The sequence below is a fragment of the Pedobacter sp. Leaf250 genome, from assembly GCF_920984735.1.
Classification (GTDB): domain Bacteria; phylum Bacteroidota; class Bacteroidia; order Sphingobacteriales; family Sphingobacteriaceae; genus Pedobacter.
Map to the genome: position 1 here is coordinate 159,011 of NZ_CAKLBU010000011.1, position 17,164 is coordinate 176,174.

The 17,164-nt window shown below is 37.2% G+C and carries 9 protein-coding genes; all 9 read left to right on the forward strand.

Annotated features, from left to right (window positions below):
• Positions 1-153 precede the first annotated feature (153 nt).
• Complete coding sequence (locus tag LUA91_RS12105) at positions 154-987, forward strand: polysaccharide biosynthesis/export family protein (RefSeq protein ID WP_231426311.1); 834 nt, start codon at positions 154-156, stop codon at positions 985-987.
• A 116-nt stretch (positions 988-1,103) separates the two neighbouring features.
• A complete protein-coding gene (locus LUA91_RS12110) occupies positions 1,104-3,983 on the forward strand; it encodes a triple tyrosine motif-containing protein (RefSeq protein ID WP_231426312.1) in 2,880 nt (959 codons plus the stop codon).
• Positions 3,984-4,316: 333 nt separating this feature from the next.
• Positions 4,317-7,340: a TonB-dependent receptor gene (locus LUA91_RS12115; RefSeq protein ID WP_231426313.1), complete on the forward strand. Its 3,024-nt coding sequence runs from the start codon at positions 4,317-4,319 to the stop codon at positions 7,338-7,340.
• 13 nt (positions 7,341-7,353) lie between these two features.
• Positions 7,354-8,838, forward strand: coding sequence for a RagB/SusD family nutrient uptake outer membrane protein (locus LUA91_RS12120; protein WP_231426314.1), 1,485 nt, complete (start codon positions 7,354-7,356; stop codon positions 8,836-8,838).
• A 20-nt stretch (positions 8,839-8,858) separates the two neighbouring features.
• Positions 8,859-9,683: a LamG domain-containing protein gene (locus LUA91_RS12125; RefSeq protein ID WP_231426315.1), complete on the forward strand. Its 825-nt coding sequence runs from the start codon at positions 8,859-8,861 to the stop codon at positions 9,681-9,683.
• Positions 9,684-9,752: 69 nt separating this feature from the next.
• A complete protein-coding gene (locus tag LUA91_RS12130; protein ID WP_231426316.1) occupies positions 9,753-11,423 on the forward strand; it encodes a glucoamylase family protein in 1,671 nt (556 codons plus the stop codon).
• A gap of 15 nt (positions 11,424-11,438) precedes the next feature.
• Entirely contained in the window at positions 11,439-12,806 is a 1,368-nt protein-coding gene (locus tag LUA91_RS12135; protein WP_231426317.1) for a glucoamylase family protein, read from the forward strand.
• An 81-nt stretch (positions 12,807-12,887) separates the two neighbouring features.
• Positions 12,888-14,633 (forward strand): discoidin domain-containing protein, encoded by a 1,746-nt coding sequence (locus tag LUA91_RS12140; RefSeq protein ID WP_231426318.1) that lies wholly within the window; start codon positions 12,888-12,890, stop codon positions 14,631-14,633.
• A 25-nt stretch (positions 14,634-14,658) separates the two neighbouring features.
• A complete protein-coding gene (gene bglX, locus LUA91_RS12145) occupies positions 14,659-16,956 on the forward strand; it encodes a beta-glucosidase BglX (RefSeq protein WP_231426319.1) in 2,298 nt (765 codons plus the stop codon).
• Positions 16,957-17,164 lie beyond the last annotated feature (208 nt).

The window sequence follows — 17,164 nt, forward strand, 5'->3', positions numbered from 1 at the left end:
TTAACAATTGACATATATCAAATTTACAATCTAGCCTACTCAAAATTTAAACGTTTAATTCAAATCTGCCTCTCCTTTTTTTATTAATTTTCTATTTCATATATTAAAAGTATTTTTGATTTTTAATAAAAACCAACTTTGTTCCCGCTGTGTATGCTAGTGATTAATAAAAAGAAATACTTCCATTTTGTTGCCTTAATTTCAATCCTTGCTTTTTTAAGTTCGTGTGGGGTTCGTAAAGAGCGTACTCTGTTTAATGCGCCAAGCGATATCGTTACCGATACCATTAAACAAGTCTATGTGGTAAACGATCAAGGTATTAGCGATGCTTATTATAAAATTAAAGTGAACGATCAATTGGCCATTCGAAATGTTCAAAATTTTGAATTTGGTGCCACTGGAAATAATACAGGAACAGCAACAACCAGCAGTACACAGCAAAGCAGCGCTTCAGGCAGCATAAATAGCGTACTCTCCTACCCCGTAGATTTAGATGGGATGGTTAATCTCCCTGCTATTGGCAAAGTAGAAGTGTTAGGTTTAACCAGAAGAGAAGCCGCAATTAAAATTCAGGATTTATATAAAAATAAACTATTGAAGGATCCCATCATTGAACTTTCCGTAGTCAACTTAAAGGTTACTTTGTTGGGCGAATTTAGTAAACAGGGAAATTTTTTATTGGAAAGAGATAACACCACGCTGATCGATATTATTGGCGAGGCGGGCGGCATTACCAAAACCGCAGATCCAAAGACATTAAAAATTATTCGCGGCGATAGGGCGCATCCAGAGCTTATTTATGTTAACCTGAACGATATAAACAGTTTGGCCAGCAAAAAATTGGTATTGCAAAACCATGATATTATTGTGCTTCAACCCACTAAAAGTTCAGCCACGAGCGATAAACTGCAAAGCTTAAATAATATTTTACAGCCCCTTTTGGTAGTTGTTAACTTGGCTGTACTTATATTTACAGTAACGAGATAGTTGAGGACGATTGTTTTAAGTCGGGAATCAGATGTATGAAGCCTTATTTCATTGAGTTAAAGCTTTGAAATTTGATCTTCGTTCATTGCTTCCTATTCTTTCCTTATCCCCTATTTATGCATAGATTTTTTCACCTATTCTTATTCATTTACCTGTGTAGTCAAATTACCTATGCTGCCGATATCAAAAGTATTGGCGTACCTTATATAGAAAATTATCCAAAATCTGTTTATGCTTCAGGCAATCAGAATTGGAGCATTACTAAAGATAAGAATGGTGTAATGTATTTCGGTAATGCCGAAGGCCTGTTAACTTTCGATGGAAAATACTGGCAAAAATATCAAATGCCGAATCGGCAAATCGTACGTTCAGTTACTACGGATAATAACGGAAAAATATATACGGGTGGTTTCGGTGAATTTGGCTATTGGTCTTATGTAAGCAATAAATTAACCTATAAATCGCTTACATCCCTTCTTCCAAAAGGCAATAAATTAAGTGATGAAATATGGAAAATTTATGTAGACAAAGACCGGGTAATCTTTCAATCCTTCTCCCGGATATTCATTTATAAAGGCGGAAAAATAGCGATCATTAAAGCGCCATCCTCCTTTCTATTTCTTCATCAGGTAAACAACAAATACTTTATCGAAGTGCTCGACAAAGGTTTATTTGAGTTAGTCGGAAATCAATTGAAGTTTTTGCCTAACAGCGAAAAGTTAGGTAAACAAGGTATTTTATCCATTTTGCCTTATAAAAATGGAGGTTTAATTATTGGCACCAGCAAAAACGGCTTATTCACTTTCAATGGAAAAGATTTCACTCCACTAGTTACCACAGCAAACGATTTCCTAAAAACCTACCAACTGAATAATGGTGTAAAGCTTTTAAATGAATATTATGCTTACGGCACCATTTTAAATGGACTGATTATTATTGATGAAAATGGTCAGGTGGTGCAGCGTATCAATAAATCAAGCGGTTTACAAAACAATACGGTATTAAGTATTTATGCTGATAATGAGCAAAATTTATGGACGGGTTTAGATAATGGAATTGACCGCATCGAATTAAATTCTCCACTTTATTTCTATTTTGATAAAACTGGTCAATTTGGTACGGTTTACTCGAGCATTATTTTTAAGGATAAAATTTATTTAGGAACTAACCAAGGTTTGTTTTATAGCAACTGGTCGAAAAATAATGAATTAACCCCATTTAATTTCCGATTGATTCCAAATTCTCAAGGACAAGTTTGGGAACTAGCCATTGTAAATAATGAATTAATCTGTGGGCACAACAATGGCACTTTCAAGGTTTCGGGTGATCAAATCAGTTGGATTTCATCTGTTAGCGGCGGCTGGACCATTAAAAAACTAAATACAAATCCCAATTACTTCGTTCAGGGTACGTACACTGGCCTTTCGCTTTTTCAAAATACAACAGCGGGCTTAAAATTCGATGGTAAAATTTTAGGCTTTAACGAACCTTCACGATTTATAGAACAAGATAACAAAGGTGATATTTGGGTGGCACATGCCTATAAAGGTTTGTATAAACTTACTTTAAATGACAACTATAGTAAGGTTACCAGCACAAAATATTTTGATGAGCGAAATGGTTTACCAGGAAATTACAACATCAATATATTCAACCTGGAGAATAAAATTGTGTTTTCATCAGATAAAGGGTTTTACACATATGATGAATTAAGCAATAAATTTACACTTTACGAAGTTTTGAATAAAAGCCTTGGCTCTTTTGCTACATCTAATAAAATTATTAGTGCAGGCAACAAAAAATATTGGTTTATCGATCATGGCAAAACATCTTTGGTAAACTTTTCCGAGCCTGGAAAAATTGAAATCGACTCCAACCAATTTAGTCTTTTAGATGGCAGAATGGTTCAATATTATGAAAACATCAGCCAGATTAGTAATTCCATTTATTTAATCAGTGTTGATGATGGCTTCGTGATTTATAACAATTTACTTAGTACACCCTCGGCCAAACGTAAATTACCAGCGGTTTTAATTCGGAGAATAGAGGATATTACTGATAAATATTTTACCATTAGCGAAACGATTAACCACAATGAAGAAACTGAAATCCCTAACAGCAGAAATAATATTCGGATCTCTTTTGCATTACCCTACTACCGACAGGCAAAACTAAAATTTCAATATTATTTAGAAGGATACTCTAAAGATTGGTCGGATTGGAGTGCAGCCACGCAAAAAGATTTTACAAATTTGAGCAGCGGTACCTATACATTTAAGGTGCGAGCAAAAACAGATGATGCTTCGGTAAGCGAGATTACTACTTTTGAATTCACCATACTTAGGCCCTGGTATCTGAGCAACGTTGCCATCATTTTTTATTCTATCCTATTGGTGGCTGTATTAATCATCGGCAAGAAGGTTTACGAAACTAAGCTGAAACGCGATAGCCAGAAAATTAGTGATAGGCTCCAGGCAGAGCAAGATGAAATCCTGAAACAGGAAGCCGATGTAAACGAAAAACAAATTATAAAATTACAGACAGAAAAACTTCAGGCAGAACTGGCATCAAAAAACAGAGAACTTGCTAATTCTGCTATGACACTGGTTTATAAAAATGAGTTGCTTCAAAAGTTAAGTGATGAAATTACTAAGCTTAAAGATGAAAACGGCAAAAAACTTTCTGAAGATCAAACCCGTAAAATCCAAAAGGTAATTAATGATGGAATGAATGATGAGCGGGACTGGCATTTATTTGAAAACAGCTTTAATGAAGCCCATGAAAGTTTCTTCAAAAAACTTAAAGCTCAGCATCCGGATTTGGTACCCAACGACTTAAAACTTTGTGCTTATTTAAGAATGAATATGAGCAGTAAAGAGATGTCGTCGCTTTTAAATATTAGCTTAAGGGGTGTAGAAATTCGCCGTTATCGCTTACGCAAAAAACTCGAAGTACCACACGATAAAAACCTTACTGAATTTTTAATGGAATTGTAATATCGAAATTTCACAGTGCGACGGGAACGTTTGCATAATGGCTGTAACAGTAAAAATTTATCAGCGTTTGCCGATAAATCACTACATCATTACCACACATGAGGAAAATTTAACCCCTACAAATGCCTTTGTGTACATTATACACTAGTGCTGTGGTAATTATTCAGTTACAATGGTAAATTGTGTGTTTATAGAACAAAATCCAACACAGTAACTTAATTTGAGATACCCCACTTTCGCAATTGATGTATTAATGTTGAGGTAAACATACTTGCACAAGAAAAAAAACAACCCCACTTTTATCGTAACAATTAAACTAAATTATAAATAAGCATGAAAAGAATTTTTACAAGAATTTCTGTTCTGGCCGTATTTTGTTTACTCGCAATTAACGTAGCATTTGCGCAAAACATTACTGTAATAGGTAGGGTGACAGATGGTGGCGATAAGTCGACCATTCCAAGTGTAAGCGTTATGGTTAAGGGAACACAAATTGGAGCACAAACAGATGCAACGGGAGCATACAGTATCAATGCGCCAGCAAACGCAACTTTAGTATTTACCTATATTGGTTATGTTACACAAGAAATTGCTGTTGGTAATCGTACGAATATTAATGTGGTATTACAATCTTCTAGTCAACAATTAGATCAAGTGGTTGTGGTTGGATATGGTACACAAAGAAAAATTGATGTTACAGGTTCTGTAGCATCGGTAAAAGGAGAAGAAATTTCTAAGCAAGCGTCGGTTAACCCAATCAGCGCCTTACAAGGTAAGGTTGCCGGTGTGTCTATTACCAATAGCGGCGCTCCAGGCTCATCACCGAGAATCACAATCCGTGGTACTGGAACTGTTTATGGTAACACAGGAGTTTTATACGTAGTTGATGGTGTTTGGTTCGACGATGTAAGTTTCTTAAATCCAGGAGATATTGAGAACTTAAGTATTTTAAAAGATGCATCATCTCAATCCATTTATGGTATAAGAGCTGCAAATGGTGTAGTATTAATTACAACGAAAAAAGGTAAAACAGGTGATCCGGTTATTAGTTATAACGGTTCTGTTGGTTACAAAAAAGTTACCAATCAAATCGAGATGGCGAATGCAACTGAATATGCAACCATCATCAACGAATTGATAAAATCTAATGATGCAACAGCAACTCCTTTGTTCGCAAACCCTTCAAGTTATGGTGAAGGCACCAATTGGTACAACCAAGGATTTAGAAATGCTCTACAAACTAATCATCAGGTTTCAGTAAATGGCGGTACAGAAAAAACCACTTACAATTTCTCATTAGGATACACCAATGAGGATGGAATTGTTAAAACACAGAATTTTAAACGTTATACCGCTAAATTCTCTAATGATTTTCAGGTACTTAAACCTTTAAAAATTGGCTATACCGTATCTGGTACTGCAATTAATACCAACGATATCAACGATGGAATTTTCCGTCAGTTGTACGCTGCCGGACCAGTAGTTCCTGTATATTATGCTGACGGTAGTTATGGTGATGCGAATGATTTCGGCTTAGGTGGTGGTAATAATTTCAACCCGCAGGTAACTTTAGATTATTTTAATCAAAAATCGAAAAACTATCGTATAACAGGTAATGTATATGCTGAATTAACTGTTGCAAAACACTTCACTTTTAGAACAAGTGCTGGTGGAGATTTTGGACAGAATGAAGTGAGAGCATATTCACCAGTGTACCAGGCTACTCAAGGTCAAAGAACAACACAAAGTACTTTAAACATTAATAGAGATGAAAATAGAAATTGGATTCTTGAAAATACCTTAACATATAAGAACACTTTTGGAGATCATAATTTGACTGTATTACTCGGACAAACTGCTCAAAGAAGAAAAAATTATTTTGTTAGGGCTACAGCTTTTGATGTTCCTTACAGCAGCGATGGTGATTTGTACCTTGCTTTAGGAACAGCATCAACACGCCGCGTTGAAGATGGCGGAAGCTTACTTACTTCAGCATCATATTTTGGAAGAGTAAACTACTCGTTTAAAGACCGCTATTTATTAAATGCTACTATCCGTAGAGATGGCGCATCACAATTTTATGGAGGTGGCGATTTATGGGGTAACTTTCCTGCAGTTGGTGCTGGCTGGATCGTAACTGGCGAAAATTTCATGAAAGATCAAAAAGTAGTAAACTATTTAAAACTAAAAGGATCATGGGGTAAAGTTGGTAATGCAGGTGTTCCTGTAAACCCAACAACACTAACTATCGATCAAAGCGGAAAATTAGTAGCTTTCTTTAATGGTGTTGGTTACACTGGTGCAAATGTGAACTCTATAGTTCCATCTTTCCTGAATTGGGAACGCACAGTAGGTACTGATATTGGATTAGAAGCTAAATTCCTAAACAATCGTTTAAGCATTGAAACAGGTTTCTACAATAAAAAAACCGAGCAGGCTATTTTTGATATTAATGTATTACAATCAATTGGAACGTCAAGCGGTAAATTAATTGGTAACCAGGCAGATTTCCAAAACCGAGGTTTCGAATTTTTGGCAACCTATGCGGATGTCGCTAAAAATGGTTTTAGTTATTCTGTTAGTGGAAATATTGGTATCAACAACAATAAAGTATTATCTGTTATTACAGGCTTAAATCCTATTTATGCAGGTGGAGCAGGTATTGCAAATGGCGCTTTAGCTACCAGAACAATTCAAGGCCAGCCGATTGGTGCTTTCTTTGGGTATCAGGTTGCTGGTATATTCCAAAACGCAGCTGAAGTTGCAGCCTCTGCACAAAGAACTTCTGCCAAACCTGGCGATTTTAAATATGCTGATGTTAATGGTGATGGCGTTATTGATGGTAAAGACCGTATAGTATTAGGTAACCCTAACCCTAAATATAGCTATGGTTTGAGTGCAACATTTGGTTACAAGGAATTTGATTTATCGTTAGATGTTCAAGGTGTTGCTGGTGTAGATGTATACAATGCAAACGTAGCTTACCGTTTTGGTAATGAAAACTTCAGTAAAGATTTCTATGATAACAGATGGCGTGGTGAGGGAACATCAACTACTTATCCTTCAGCAAATGTTGGTTCTACAGCCAATGCTGCTCCAAACTCATTTTATGTTGAAGATGGATCGTACATCCGTTTAAGAAATGTTCAATTGGGTTATACATTGCCTACCAGTTTAATGACAAAGTTAACTTTAAGAAAAATTAGGGTTTTCGTTGATGCTCAAAATGCAATCAACCTATTTGGCTACAAAGGATTTACTCCAGAAATCGGGGGAACGCCTACAAATGCTGGTATTGATGCAAATGTTTATCCATTGTCTGCCACTTACAGATTAGGTCTTCAAGTTACTTTCTAATACCGATAAAGACATGAAAATTATTAATAAAAACAACTACATACAAAAGCTTGGGCTAATTGCTTTATGCTCAACCATTTTGATAACCCCTTCTTGTAAAAAAGATTTTTTAAATGTAGATCCACAAGCGCAGCAGCCAGCAGTTACATTCTGGAAATCGCAAGATGATGCTACCAAAGCCGTGAATTCCATTTATGGAAACTTAAGAACATGGGAAAATACAGCTTTCCCAGCTTTAGCTGTTGAAAGCATTCCAGGGGATGACGCAGAAAAAGGCAGTTCAGTAAATGATGCGAGTTATTTAAACAACTTTGATAATTACACAGCAGGTTCTACTGAGGGACAATTCAGTGGTTTCTGGACTGGACAATACCAAAACATCAATTTATGTAATCAAGTTTTGGATAACATTCCTGCCATTAATATGGATGCTAGTTTAAAGGCCCGTTACCTAGGTGAGGCGAAATTTGTTCGAGCCTATTCTTATTTTAGATTAGTACGTGCTTTTGGCGATGTTCCCTTGCGTTTAAACGTACCGAAAGATGCTACTGAATTTAACATTCCTCGTACGGCAAAAGCACAAGTTTGGGCAGCAATTGAAAAGGATTTGGATGATGCAGCCGCTATATTGCCTCAAACTTATCCAGCTGTAGATAGAGGTAGAGCAACAAGAGGTGCAGCTTTAGCATTACATGCAAAAGTTGCCATGTATTTAGGTAAATGGGATCAGGTACTTTCATTAACCAATACGGTAATGGGATTAGGTTATGATCTTTTTCCAAATTATGAGCAGGGTTTCCGTTTGAACAATGAAAATAATATTGAATCTGTTTTTGAAATACAATGTGAAATTAATCAAAGTATTCCAGGATCGGCTACATCTCAATATAGCCAAGTTCAGGGTGTAAGAGGTTCTGTTGGTGGATGGGGTTTCAATGTACCAACTGCAACATTAGCCGCAGCATATGAGCCTGGCGATGTGAGAAGAGATGCTACTATCATTTTCAGAGGTGAAACTACACCACAAGGTGATATTATCGCAGCAACCGGAGATAATCCAATGTATAATCAAAAATCTTATGTTCCTTTCAGTTTAATTATTACGGGTGTAAATGAAGGTGCTCAACAAAACGTAAGAGTTCTTCGCTTTGCAGATGTTTTATTGATGAATGCGGAAGCAGCGAATGAGTTAAATAATATCACTTTAGCTAAAACATCATTAAATAAAGTACGTGCTCGTGCCCGTGGAGGTATTGCTGGCGTATTACCTGATATTATTTCAACGGATAAAGAAGTTGTTCGCCAAGCAATTTGGAAAGAAAGACAAGTTGAATTTGCAATGGAATCAGATCGTTATTTCGATGTAATCCGTCAAGGTCGTGGTACTGCCGTATTTGGTCCTAAAGGTTGGAAAGCTGGTAAAAACGAAGTTTGGCCAATCCCATCAACCGAAATTGATTTAAGTGCTGGAACATTAACACAAAACCCAGGTTATTAACCGCTAAATTTTAACAAAAAATGAGAACAAAATATTTTTTATTAATGGCTGTTGTAACCTTGGGGTTATCATCTTGCCAAAAAGAGTTTGATCCTTCAAGCTATGCACCTGCTCTTAACATTGGTGGCTATACCAGTGCTAAACAAATTGCACCAGGTAGTTTAGTTGCCTATTGGGCTTTCGATGGAAGTTTAATCGATAGTATATCTAATACGGTTGGTGTAAATACCGGAACTTCCTTTGCTCCTGCTGTTAAAGGACAAGGTTTACAAGGTGCCCTAAATGGTTATGTGGTATCAAATACACCAACAGCAGTACAAAACCTAAAAAGTTTCACGCTTACTCTATGGGAAAAAATGCCACTAAATGATAAAGGAATTGTTGGTTTAGTTGATGTATCAAATTCTACTTCATTTTGGGGTAATATGACTGTGTTTTTCGAAAATGGCGGAACATCTGCTTCTGGTAATTTAAAATTTCATTTAAATAATGCAGGCACAGATAATTGGTTAGGCAATTATGCGATGACCAGTCCGTGGGATAAATGGAATCAAATTGCTTTAAGTTATGATCAAGCTACTTCAACCTACAAAGTATATGTTAACGGCGCTAAAATTGCAACTCAGGTTATTGCTAATAACGGACCTTTAGTTTTTCAAAATGCCAGTAAAATGGTTTTCGGAACAGTTCATTTTCAAACAACACCCAGTTTAACTACTGGAACTGGAAAACAAGATTGGGCTAGTTATTTAGTAGGTCAATTAGACGAAGTTAGAATTTACAATAAAGCGCTAACAGATACTGAAATTAGTTCATTACAAAAACTTGAAGGAAGAGGTAAATAATCTCTATCAACTTTCGAGGCAAAAATATAAAGGGTTGCCTAATGGCAACCCTTTTTTAACTAGTTAAAAATGAAAAAAATCTACCTATATCTCTTTACGCTTTCATTTCTCTTTTTTGCCTGTAAAAAAGGTGGAACAACGACAGATCCAACTATCGATCCAGTAACCCCACCATCAACATATACCTTTTCTGATTTAAGGGTAAATGGCACCTTTAGTGGTTTTACTTATTATGGTTTAAATAATATTCCCATTCTAAAAATCACTTTTTCATCACCAATCAACCTCACTTCTGTTAGTGGAAACATCACCCTAACAGATGCTGCTGGAAATGCAACCGCATACACACCAACTTTAGAGAATAACGATAATACAGTTGTTATTACGCCATCGGCATTGCAACCTATTACAAAGTATATTTTAACCGTAAATACGGGATTACTTTCCAAAACTGGCAACAAATTGCAAACCGGTATTGCTGTTAACTTAATAACAGCAGTAGACGATACCGACAAATTCCCTCGCATTACCGATGATGAACTTCTAACCTTGGTTCAAAAACAAACATTCAAATATTTTTGGGATTTTGGCCACCCTACAAGTGGTTTGGCTAGAGAAAGAAATACCTCTGGCAATACCGTTACATCCGGTGGTTCTGGTTTTGGAATCATGGCTTTGGTTACAGGTATAAGTCGCAACTTTATTAGCAGGGCCGATGGCTTAGCCAGAATGCAGAAAATTGTGGCTTTTTTAAAAACTGCCGAGCGATTTCACGGGGCATACCCTCATTGGCTGGATGGAAACACTGGCAAAGTAATTCCTTTTAGCACCAAAGATAATGGTGGCGATTTAGTAGAAACTTCATTCTTGATGGCTGGTTTAATTACCGCTCGTCAATATTTTAATGGTACTGATGCCAATGAAACGGCTTTAAGAAATGATATCAATACAATTTACAATGGCGTAGAATGGAGCTGGTACCGTAAAGATAATAGCTCAACACTATATTGGCACTGGAGTCCGAATTACAATTGGGATATGAACCTACCCATTAAAGGCTGGAACGAATGCTTGATTACCTATGTAATGGCTGCAGCCTCTCCTACTTATTCTATTCCAAAATCAGTTTACGATATTGGTTGGGCACAAAATGGTAGTATGAAAAACGGCAATACTTTTTATGGCGTTCAACTTCCACTTGGCCCAGCAAATGGAGGACCTTTGTTTTTTGCACACTATTCATTTATGGGCATCAATCCAATTGGATTAACCGATGCTTTTGCCAATTACGAAACCCAAACAAAAGCGCATACTTTAATTAATTATAATTATTGCAAGGCCAATCCACTGCAAAATTATGGTTATGGCGAAAATTGTTGGGGCTTAACGGCTAGCGATATCCAGGGTGGATATACTGCCAGTTCTCCAACCAACGATGTAGGAACTATTGCACCTACGGCAGCATTATCATCAATGGCATATACACCAACAGAATCGATGCAGGCTTTGAAATTCTTTTATTATAAACTAGGTAACAAAACCTGGGGTGAATATGGTTTTTACGATGCTTTCTCATTGAGAGATCAATGGTTTGCCACTTCTACCTTAGCTATTGATCAAGGCCCAATCATTGTAATGATTGAAAATTATAGAACAAAATTAATCTGGAACCTATTCATGAGTGCTCCTGAAGTAAAAGCGGGCATGAAAAATTTAGGTTTCAGCAGTCCCAGTCTTTAACCTGAAGTATACCTAATGAAAATTACATTCCGCAACCTATTTTTTTGCTCTGTTATCGCAATTTCCTTTTCGTCTTGTGCACAAAAAACGAGTACAGTTTATAATCCTGATTTAACCATAAAAAAAGGTTTATCCGATGAGCAATTATTGGATCTTGTACAGAAGCAAACTTTTCAATATTTCTGGGATGGAGCTGAACCCACTTCGGGAGCAGGCAGGGAGCGTTATCATGCCGATGAAATTTATCCTGATAATGATAAAAGCACCGTGGCTACCGGATCTACAGGGTTTGGTTTAATGGCCATCCTAAGTGGAATAGATAGAGGTTATGTCACAAAAAAAGAAGGCTTGGAGCGCTTAAATAAAATTATGGATTTCCTGGCTAAAGCAGATCGCTTTCATGGTGCCTGGTCGCATTGGATTTATGGCGAAACGGGCAAAGTAAAACCATTTGGCAAAAAAGATAATGGTGGCGATTTGGTTGAAACTTCATTTGTTGCACAAGCATTAATCTGTATTGATGCTTATTACAAAAACGGGTCAGCAGAAGAAAAAGCATTGGCAAAAAAAGCCGATGAACTTTGGAAAGGTATTGATTTTAGCTGGTACCGCAACGGCGGACAAAATGTATTGTATTGGCACTGGTCGCCAGAATATAAATGGGAAATGAATTTTCCGGTTAAAGGCTATAACGAATGCTTAATCATGTATGTTCTGGCAGCTTCCTCTCCTACTCATACCATTCCAGCCGAAGTTTATCATGAGGGTTGGGGTCGCAACGGTGGTATCAAGGCAAATTTTAAAGTATATGGTCATCCTTTTACTATGGATTATCAAGGGCAGAAGAATTCAGTTGGACCATTATTTTGGGCACATTATTCTTATTTAGGATTAAATCCCACTGGATTGAAAGATCAGTACGCAAATTATTGGGAAAACAATGTAAACCATACTTTGGCCATTCACGATTATTGTGTGGCCAACCCGAAAAAATTTAAAGGTTACGGAGAAAACAGCTGGGGCTTAACAGCAAGTTATTCTGTAAAAGGTTATGCAGCACATAATCCGCAAGAAGATTTTGGCGTAATCTCTCCTACCGCAGCCATTTCTTCCATTCCGTATACACCAAAAGAATCGATGAAAGTTATCCGACATTTATACGAAGATTTAGGTGATAAGGTTTGGGGTAAATATGGTTTTTATGATGCTTTCTCGGAAACGGATAATTGGTATCCAAAAAGATATTTAGGAATCGATCAAGGACCAATGGTGGTAATGATCGAAAATTATAGATCTGGTTTACTATGGAAATTATTTATGAGTAATGCCGATGTACAAAAAGGATTAACAAAATTAGGATTTGAAAGCCCTGAGATAAAATAATAGTCATTTCGAGGCACGAAGCAATCTCAATATGCTATAAAATTGCTGCGTGTCTCGCAATAATGAGTAAAAGAATTTAACATGAGAAAAACCATACTTATACTTCTCTTCCTCACATCATTTTTAGCGGTATTTGCTCAAAAACAAAAAACCTATTGTAACCCTATTAATGTTGATTATGGTTACACTCCGTTCGAATCTTTTACCGAGTGGGGTAAACATCGTGCAACAGCTGATCCGGTTATTGTAAACTATAAAGGTGAATTTTTGCTTTTTAGCACCAATCAATGGGGTTACTGGCACAGTTCTGATATGCTAAACTGGAAATTTATTGAACGCAAATTTCTTCGCCCATGGAACAAAACCAAAGATGAACTTTGTGCGCCCGGTGTAGGCATTATTGGCGATACCGTTGTGGTTTTTGGCAGTACTTATACTAAAAACTTCACCCTTTGGGGCAGTACCGATCCATTGGGAAATAAATGGTTTCCACTAGTCGATTCTTTGGAGATTGGCGGCTGGGATCCCGCATTCTTTACCGATGATGATGGCAAATTTTACATGTACAATGGCAGTAGCAACAATTATCCAATGTATGGTGTAGAACTCGACCGCAAAACTTTTAAGCCAAAAGGCACTCGTATGCCTATGTATTTATTAGAGAGCTGGCGTTACGGATGGCAACGTTTCGGAGAATATATGGACAATACTTTTCTTGATCCCTTTGCAGAAGGTGCCTGGATGACCAAGCATAATGGAAAATATTATTTTCAATACGGCGCACCTGGAACTGAATTTAGTGGCTATTCTGATGGTGTTGTTGTAGGCACAAAACCGCTATTTTACGATTCGCAATTTACTCCACAGTCCGATCCATTAAGTTATAAAGGTGGTGGATTTTCTCGTGGAGCAGGGCATGGAGCAACTTTTCAGGATAATAGCCAGAACTATTGGCACATTTCTACCAGCATCATCTGCGTTAAAAATACATGGGAGCGCCGAATGGGCATCTGGCCAACAGGTTTCGATAAGGATGATGTGATGTGGACCAACACAGCCTTTGGCGATTACCCGCTTTACCTTCCATCAGAAAGAAAAGAAAATGGACCTGCAGGACCGGGCTGGATGTTAATCAATTACAAAAAACCTGTAACGGTTTCCTCTACTTTAGGCAGTTTCCATGCTAACAATGCAGTTGATGAAAGTATCAAAACCTATTGGAGCGCAAAATCGGCAAATAATGGCGAATGGATCCAAACCGATTTAGGAATTTTAGCTACTGTAAATGCCATTCAGATTAATTATGCAGATCAGGATGCTGAATTTATCGGCAAACAGCTTGGCATTTATCATCAATATAAAATTCTATCTTCTACTGATGGTAAAAAATGGACAATGCTTGTTGATAAAAGTAAGAACAAAACCGATGTTCCACACGATTATATTGAACTCGAAAAACCGGTTAAAACAAGGTTCATCAAAATGGTAAATATCCACATGCCAACTGGAAAGTTCGCCATTAGTGGTTTACGGGTTTTCGGTAATGGTAATGGAGAAAAACCTTCAGCAGTTAAAAATTTAATTGTGCTGAGAACCGAAAAAGATAAACGCAGTGCTTACATCAAATGGCAACCTGTTGACAATGCTTTTGCCTACAATTTGTATTATGGTACAGCACCCGATAAATTATACAATTGTATTATGATCCATGATTTTAATGAGTATTGGTTCAAAGCTATGGATAGCCAAAAAGCTTATTATTTTTCCATCGAAGCGATTAATGAAAATGGTGTTTCAACAAAAACTGAAGTAAAAAAGGTAGATTAATTTAAACGAATAAAACACACATATAATGAGAAGAGCGAAAATCCTAGTTATTTTTTTAACATCCTTAGCGTTGAATATTTCAGCGCAAACCAAAAAACCAGTTTCAGCAGAAGAGGCGAAGATGAATACCTTCATCACTAATCTAATGGCTAAAATGACTGTCGATGAAAAAATCGGTCAGCTCAATTTGCCTAGCTCTGGCGATATTACCACCGGACAAGCCAATAGCAGCGATATTGGTAAAAAAATCAAGGAGGGTCAGGTTGGCGGTTTATTCAACATTAAAGGAGTTGATAAAATTAAATCGGTACAAAAGGTAGCCGTTGAAGAGAGCAGACTTAAAATTCCATTGCTTTTTGGCATGGATGTAATTCATGGCTACAATACGGTTTTCCCTATTCCCTTGGGCATGAGTGCCACCTGGGACATGGCTGCTGTTCAAAAATCTGCACGGGTTGCCGCAATTGAAGCAAGCGCTAGTGGCATCAACTGGACATTTTCTCCAATGGTTGATATTTCCCGTGATCCACGCTGGGGAAGGATTTCTGAAGGAAGTGGTGAAGATCCTTACTTGGGATCTCAAATCGCGGCTGCCATGGTAAGAGGATATCAAGGTAAATTGCAAGCCAATAACGAAATTTTAGCCTGCGTAAAACACTACGCTTTATATGGTGCTGCAGAAGCCGGTAGAGATTACAATACAACCGACATGAGCAAGGTGCGGATGTACAATGAGTATTTGCCACCCTACAAAGCGGCGGTAGATGCAGGTGCGGCAAGTATCATGGCATCATTTAACGAAGTTGATGGAATACCGGCAACAGGAAGTAAATGGTTAATGACCGAAGTTTTGCGCAACCAATGGGGTTTTAAAGGCTTCGTAGTAACTGATTATACGGGCATTCCTGAAATGATTGCACACGGCATGGGCGATTTGCAAACCGTTTCTGCTTTAGCAATGAATGCTGGTATTGATATGGATATGGTTGGAGAAGGTTTCTTGGGTACATTGAAAAAATCGTTGGCAGAGAAAAAAGTGAGTATTAATGAGATCAATAGGGCTTGTCGTTTAATTCTCCAAGCTAAATATAAATTGGGTTTGTTTACCGATCCATATAAATTTTGCGACCCGGTAAGAGCAGAGAAAGAAGTTTTCAATGCAGAAAACCGTCAGGTTGCACGTGAAATTTCGGCAGAGAGTTTTGTATTGCTTAAAAACAAAAACAATGTTCTTCCCTTAAAAAAATCTGGCACCATTGGATTAATTGGCCCGTTGGCAGATAATACCGCTAACATGTATGGCACTTGGAGCGTTGCTGCTTTGTTCGATCAATCGGTTACTGTTTTACAAGGTTTAAAAAATGCTTTAGGAAATAATGCAAAAATTTTAACCGCCCGTGGTTCAAACTTTTTGGCCGATTCTATCGCAGAACACCGCTATGTAAATGTTCACAATCCTACCTATAAACGCGATCCAAGAACGGAAGAAGAAATGATTAAAGAGGCTTTAAAGGTAGCCGAAAAATCGGATGTGATTGTAGCAACTATGGGCGAAGGGTCTGAATTTACCGGAGAAGCCAGTAGCGTAACAGATATTCAAATTCCAGAAACACAAAAAAACCTCTTGAAAGCTTTGGCTAAAACTGGCAAACCAGTGGTGTTGGTGTTATTTACTGGTCGCCCTTTGGCTTTAAAATGGGAAGAAGAGAATATCCCCGCTATTTTGAATGTTTGGTTTCCAGGCAGCGAGGCAGGAAATTCAATAGCCGATGTACTTTTTGGAAAAGTGAATCCATCAGGTAAATTAAGTGCAACTTTCCCTCAAAATGTTGGTCAGGTGCCGCTTTACTATGCTCACAAAAATACTGGTCGCCCATTGGCAGAAGGTAAATGGTTCGAAAAATTCCGTTCTAATTATTTAGATGTAAGCAATGATCCATTATATCCATTCGGTTATGGATTGAGTTATACCACATTTAATTACAGCGATGTGAAGTTAAGCTCAAATACGTTAACTAAAGGCAAATCAATCACCGCATCGGTTACCCTAAGTAACACTGGCAAATACGATGGAAAGGAAGTAGTTCAACTATACATCCGCGATCTGGTTGGAAGTATTACCCGCCCGGTTAAAGAGTTAAAAGGTTTTCAAAAAGTGAGTTTAAAAGCTGGCGAGAGCAAAACAATTACATTTAATATATCAGAGAATGATCTTAAATTCTACAACTCTGATTTAAAATTTGTTGCCGAACCTGGAGATTTCCAGGTATTTGTGGGCACAAATTCGAGAGATGTAACATCAGCATCATTTACTATGAAATAAAGGTTAATAAATTCAAAAAGGTTTATTTATGTTGTCACGTTGAGCTTGTCGAAACGCTTATAGTAGAGTCCTTCGACAAGCTCAGGATGAACTGTGTTTAAATCCAAATAATAATTAAATTTTTTCCAAATAATATTTCGCTTCAGGAAGGTTGTAACTGATATTGCCTTCCTGTTTTCGCAATTGCAAAGCTCTGCTTAATTAATTT

Bases quoted from the DNA above. Each gene is read 5' to 3' on its own strand.
- LUA91_RS12105 (WP_231426311.1), top strand. From the start codon at position 154: ATGCTAGTGATTAATAAAAAGAAATACTTCCATTTTGTTGCCTTAATT.
- LUA91_RS12110 (WP_231426312.1), top strand. From the start codon at position 1,104: ATGCATAGATTTTTTCACCTATTCTTATTCATTTACCTGTGTAGTCAA.
- LUA91_RS12115 (WP_231426313.1), top strand. From the start codon at position 4,317: ATGAAAAGAATTTTTACAAGAATTTCTGTTCTGGCCGTATTTTGTTTA.
- LUA91_RS12120 (WP_231426314.1), top strand. From the start codon at position 7,354: ATGAAAATTATTAATAAAAACAACTACATACAAAAGCTTGGGCTAATT.
- LUA91_RS12125 (WP_231426315.1), top strand. From the start codon at position 8,859: ATGAGAACAAAATATTTTTTATTAATGGCTGTTGTAACCTTGGGGTTA.
- LUA91_RS12130 (WP_231426316.1), top strand. From the start codon at position 9,753: ATGAAAAAAATCTACCTATATCTCTTTACGCTTTCATTTCTCTTTTTT.
- LUA91_RS12135 (WP_231426317.1), top strand. From the start codon at position 11,439: ATGAAAATTACATTCCGCAACCTATTTTTTTGCTCTGTTATCGCAATT.
- LUA91_RS12140 (WP_231426318.1), top strand. From the start codon at position 12,888: ATGAGAAAAACCATACTTATACTTCTCTTCCTCACATCATTTTTAGCG.
- bglX (WP_231426319.1), top strand. From the start codon at position 14,659: ATGAGAAGAGCGAAAATCCTAGTTATTTTTTTAACATCCTTAGCGTTG.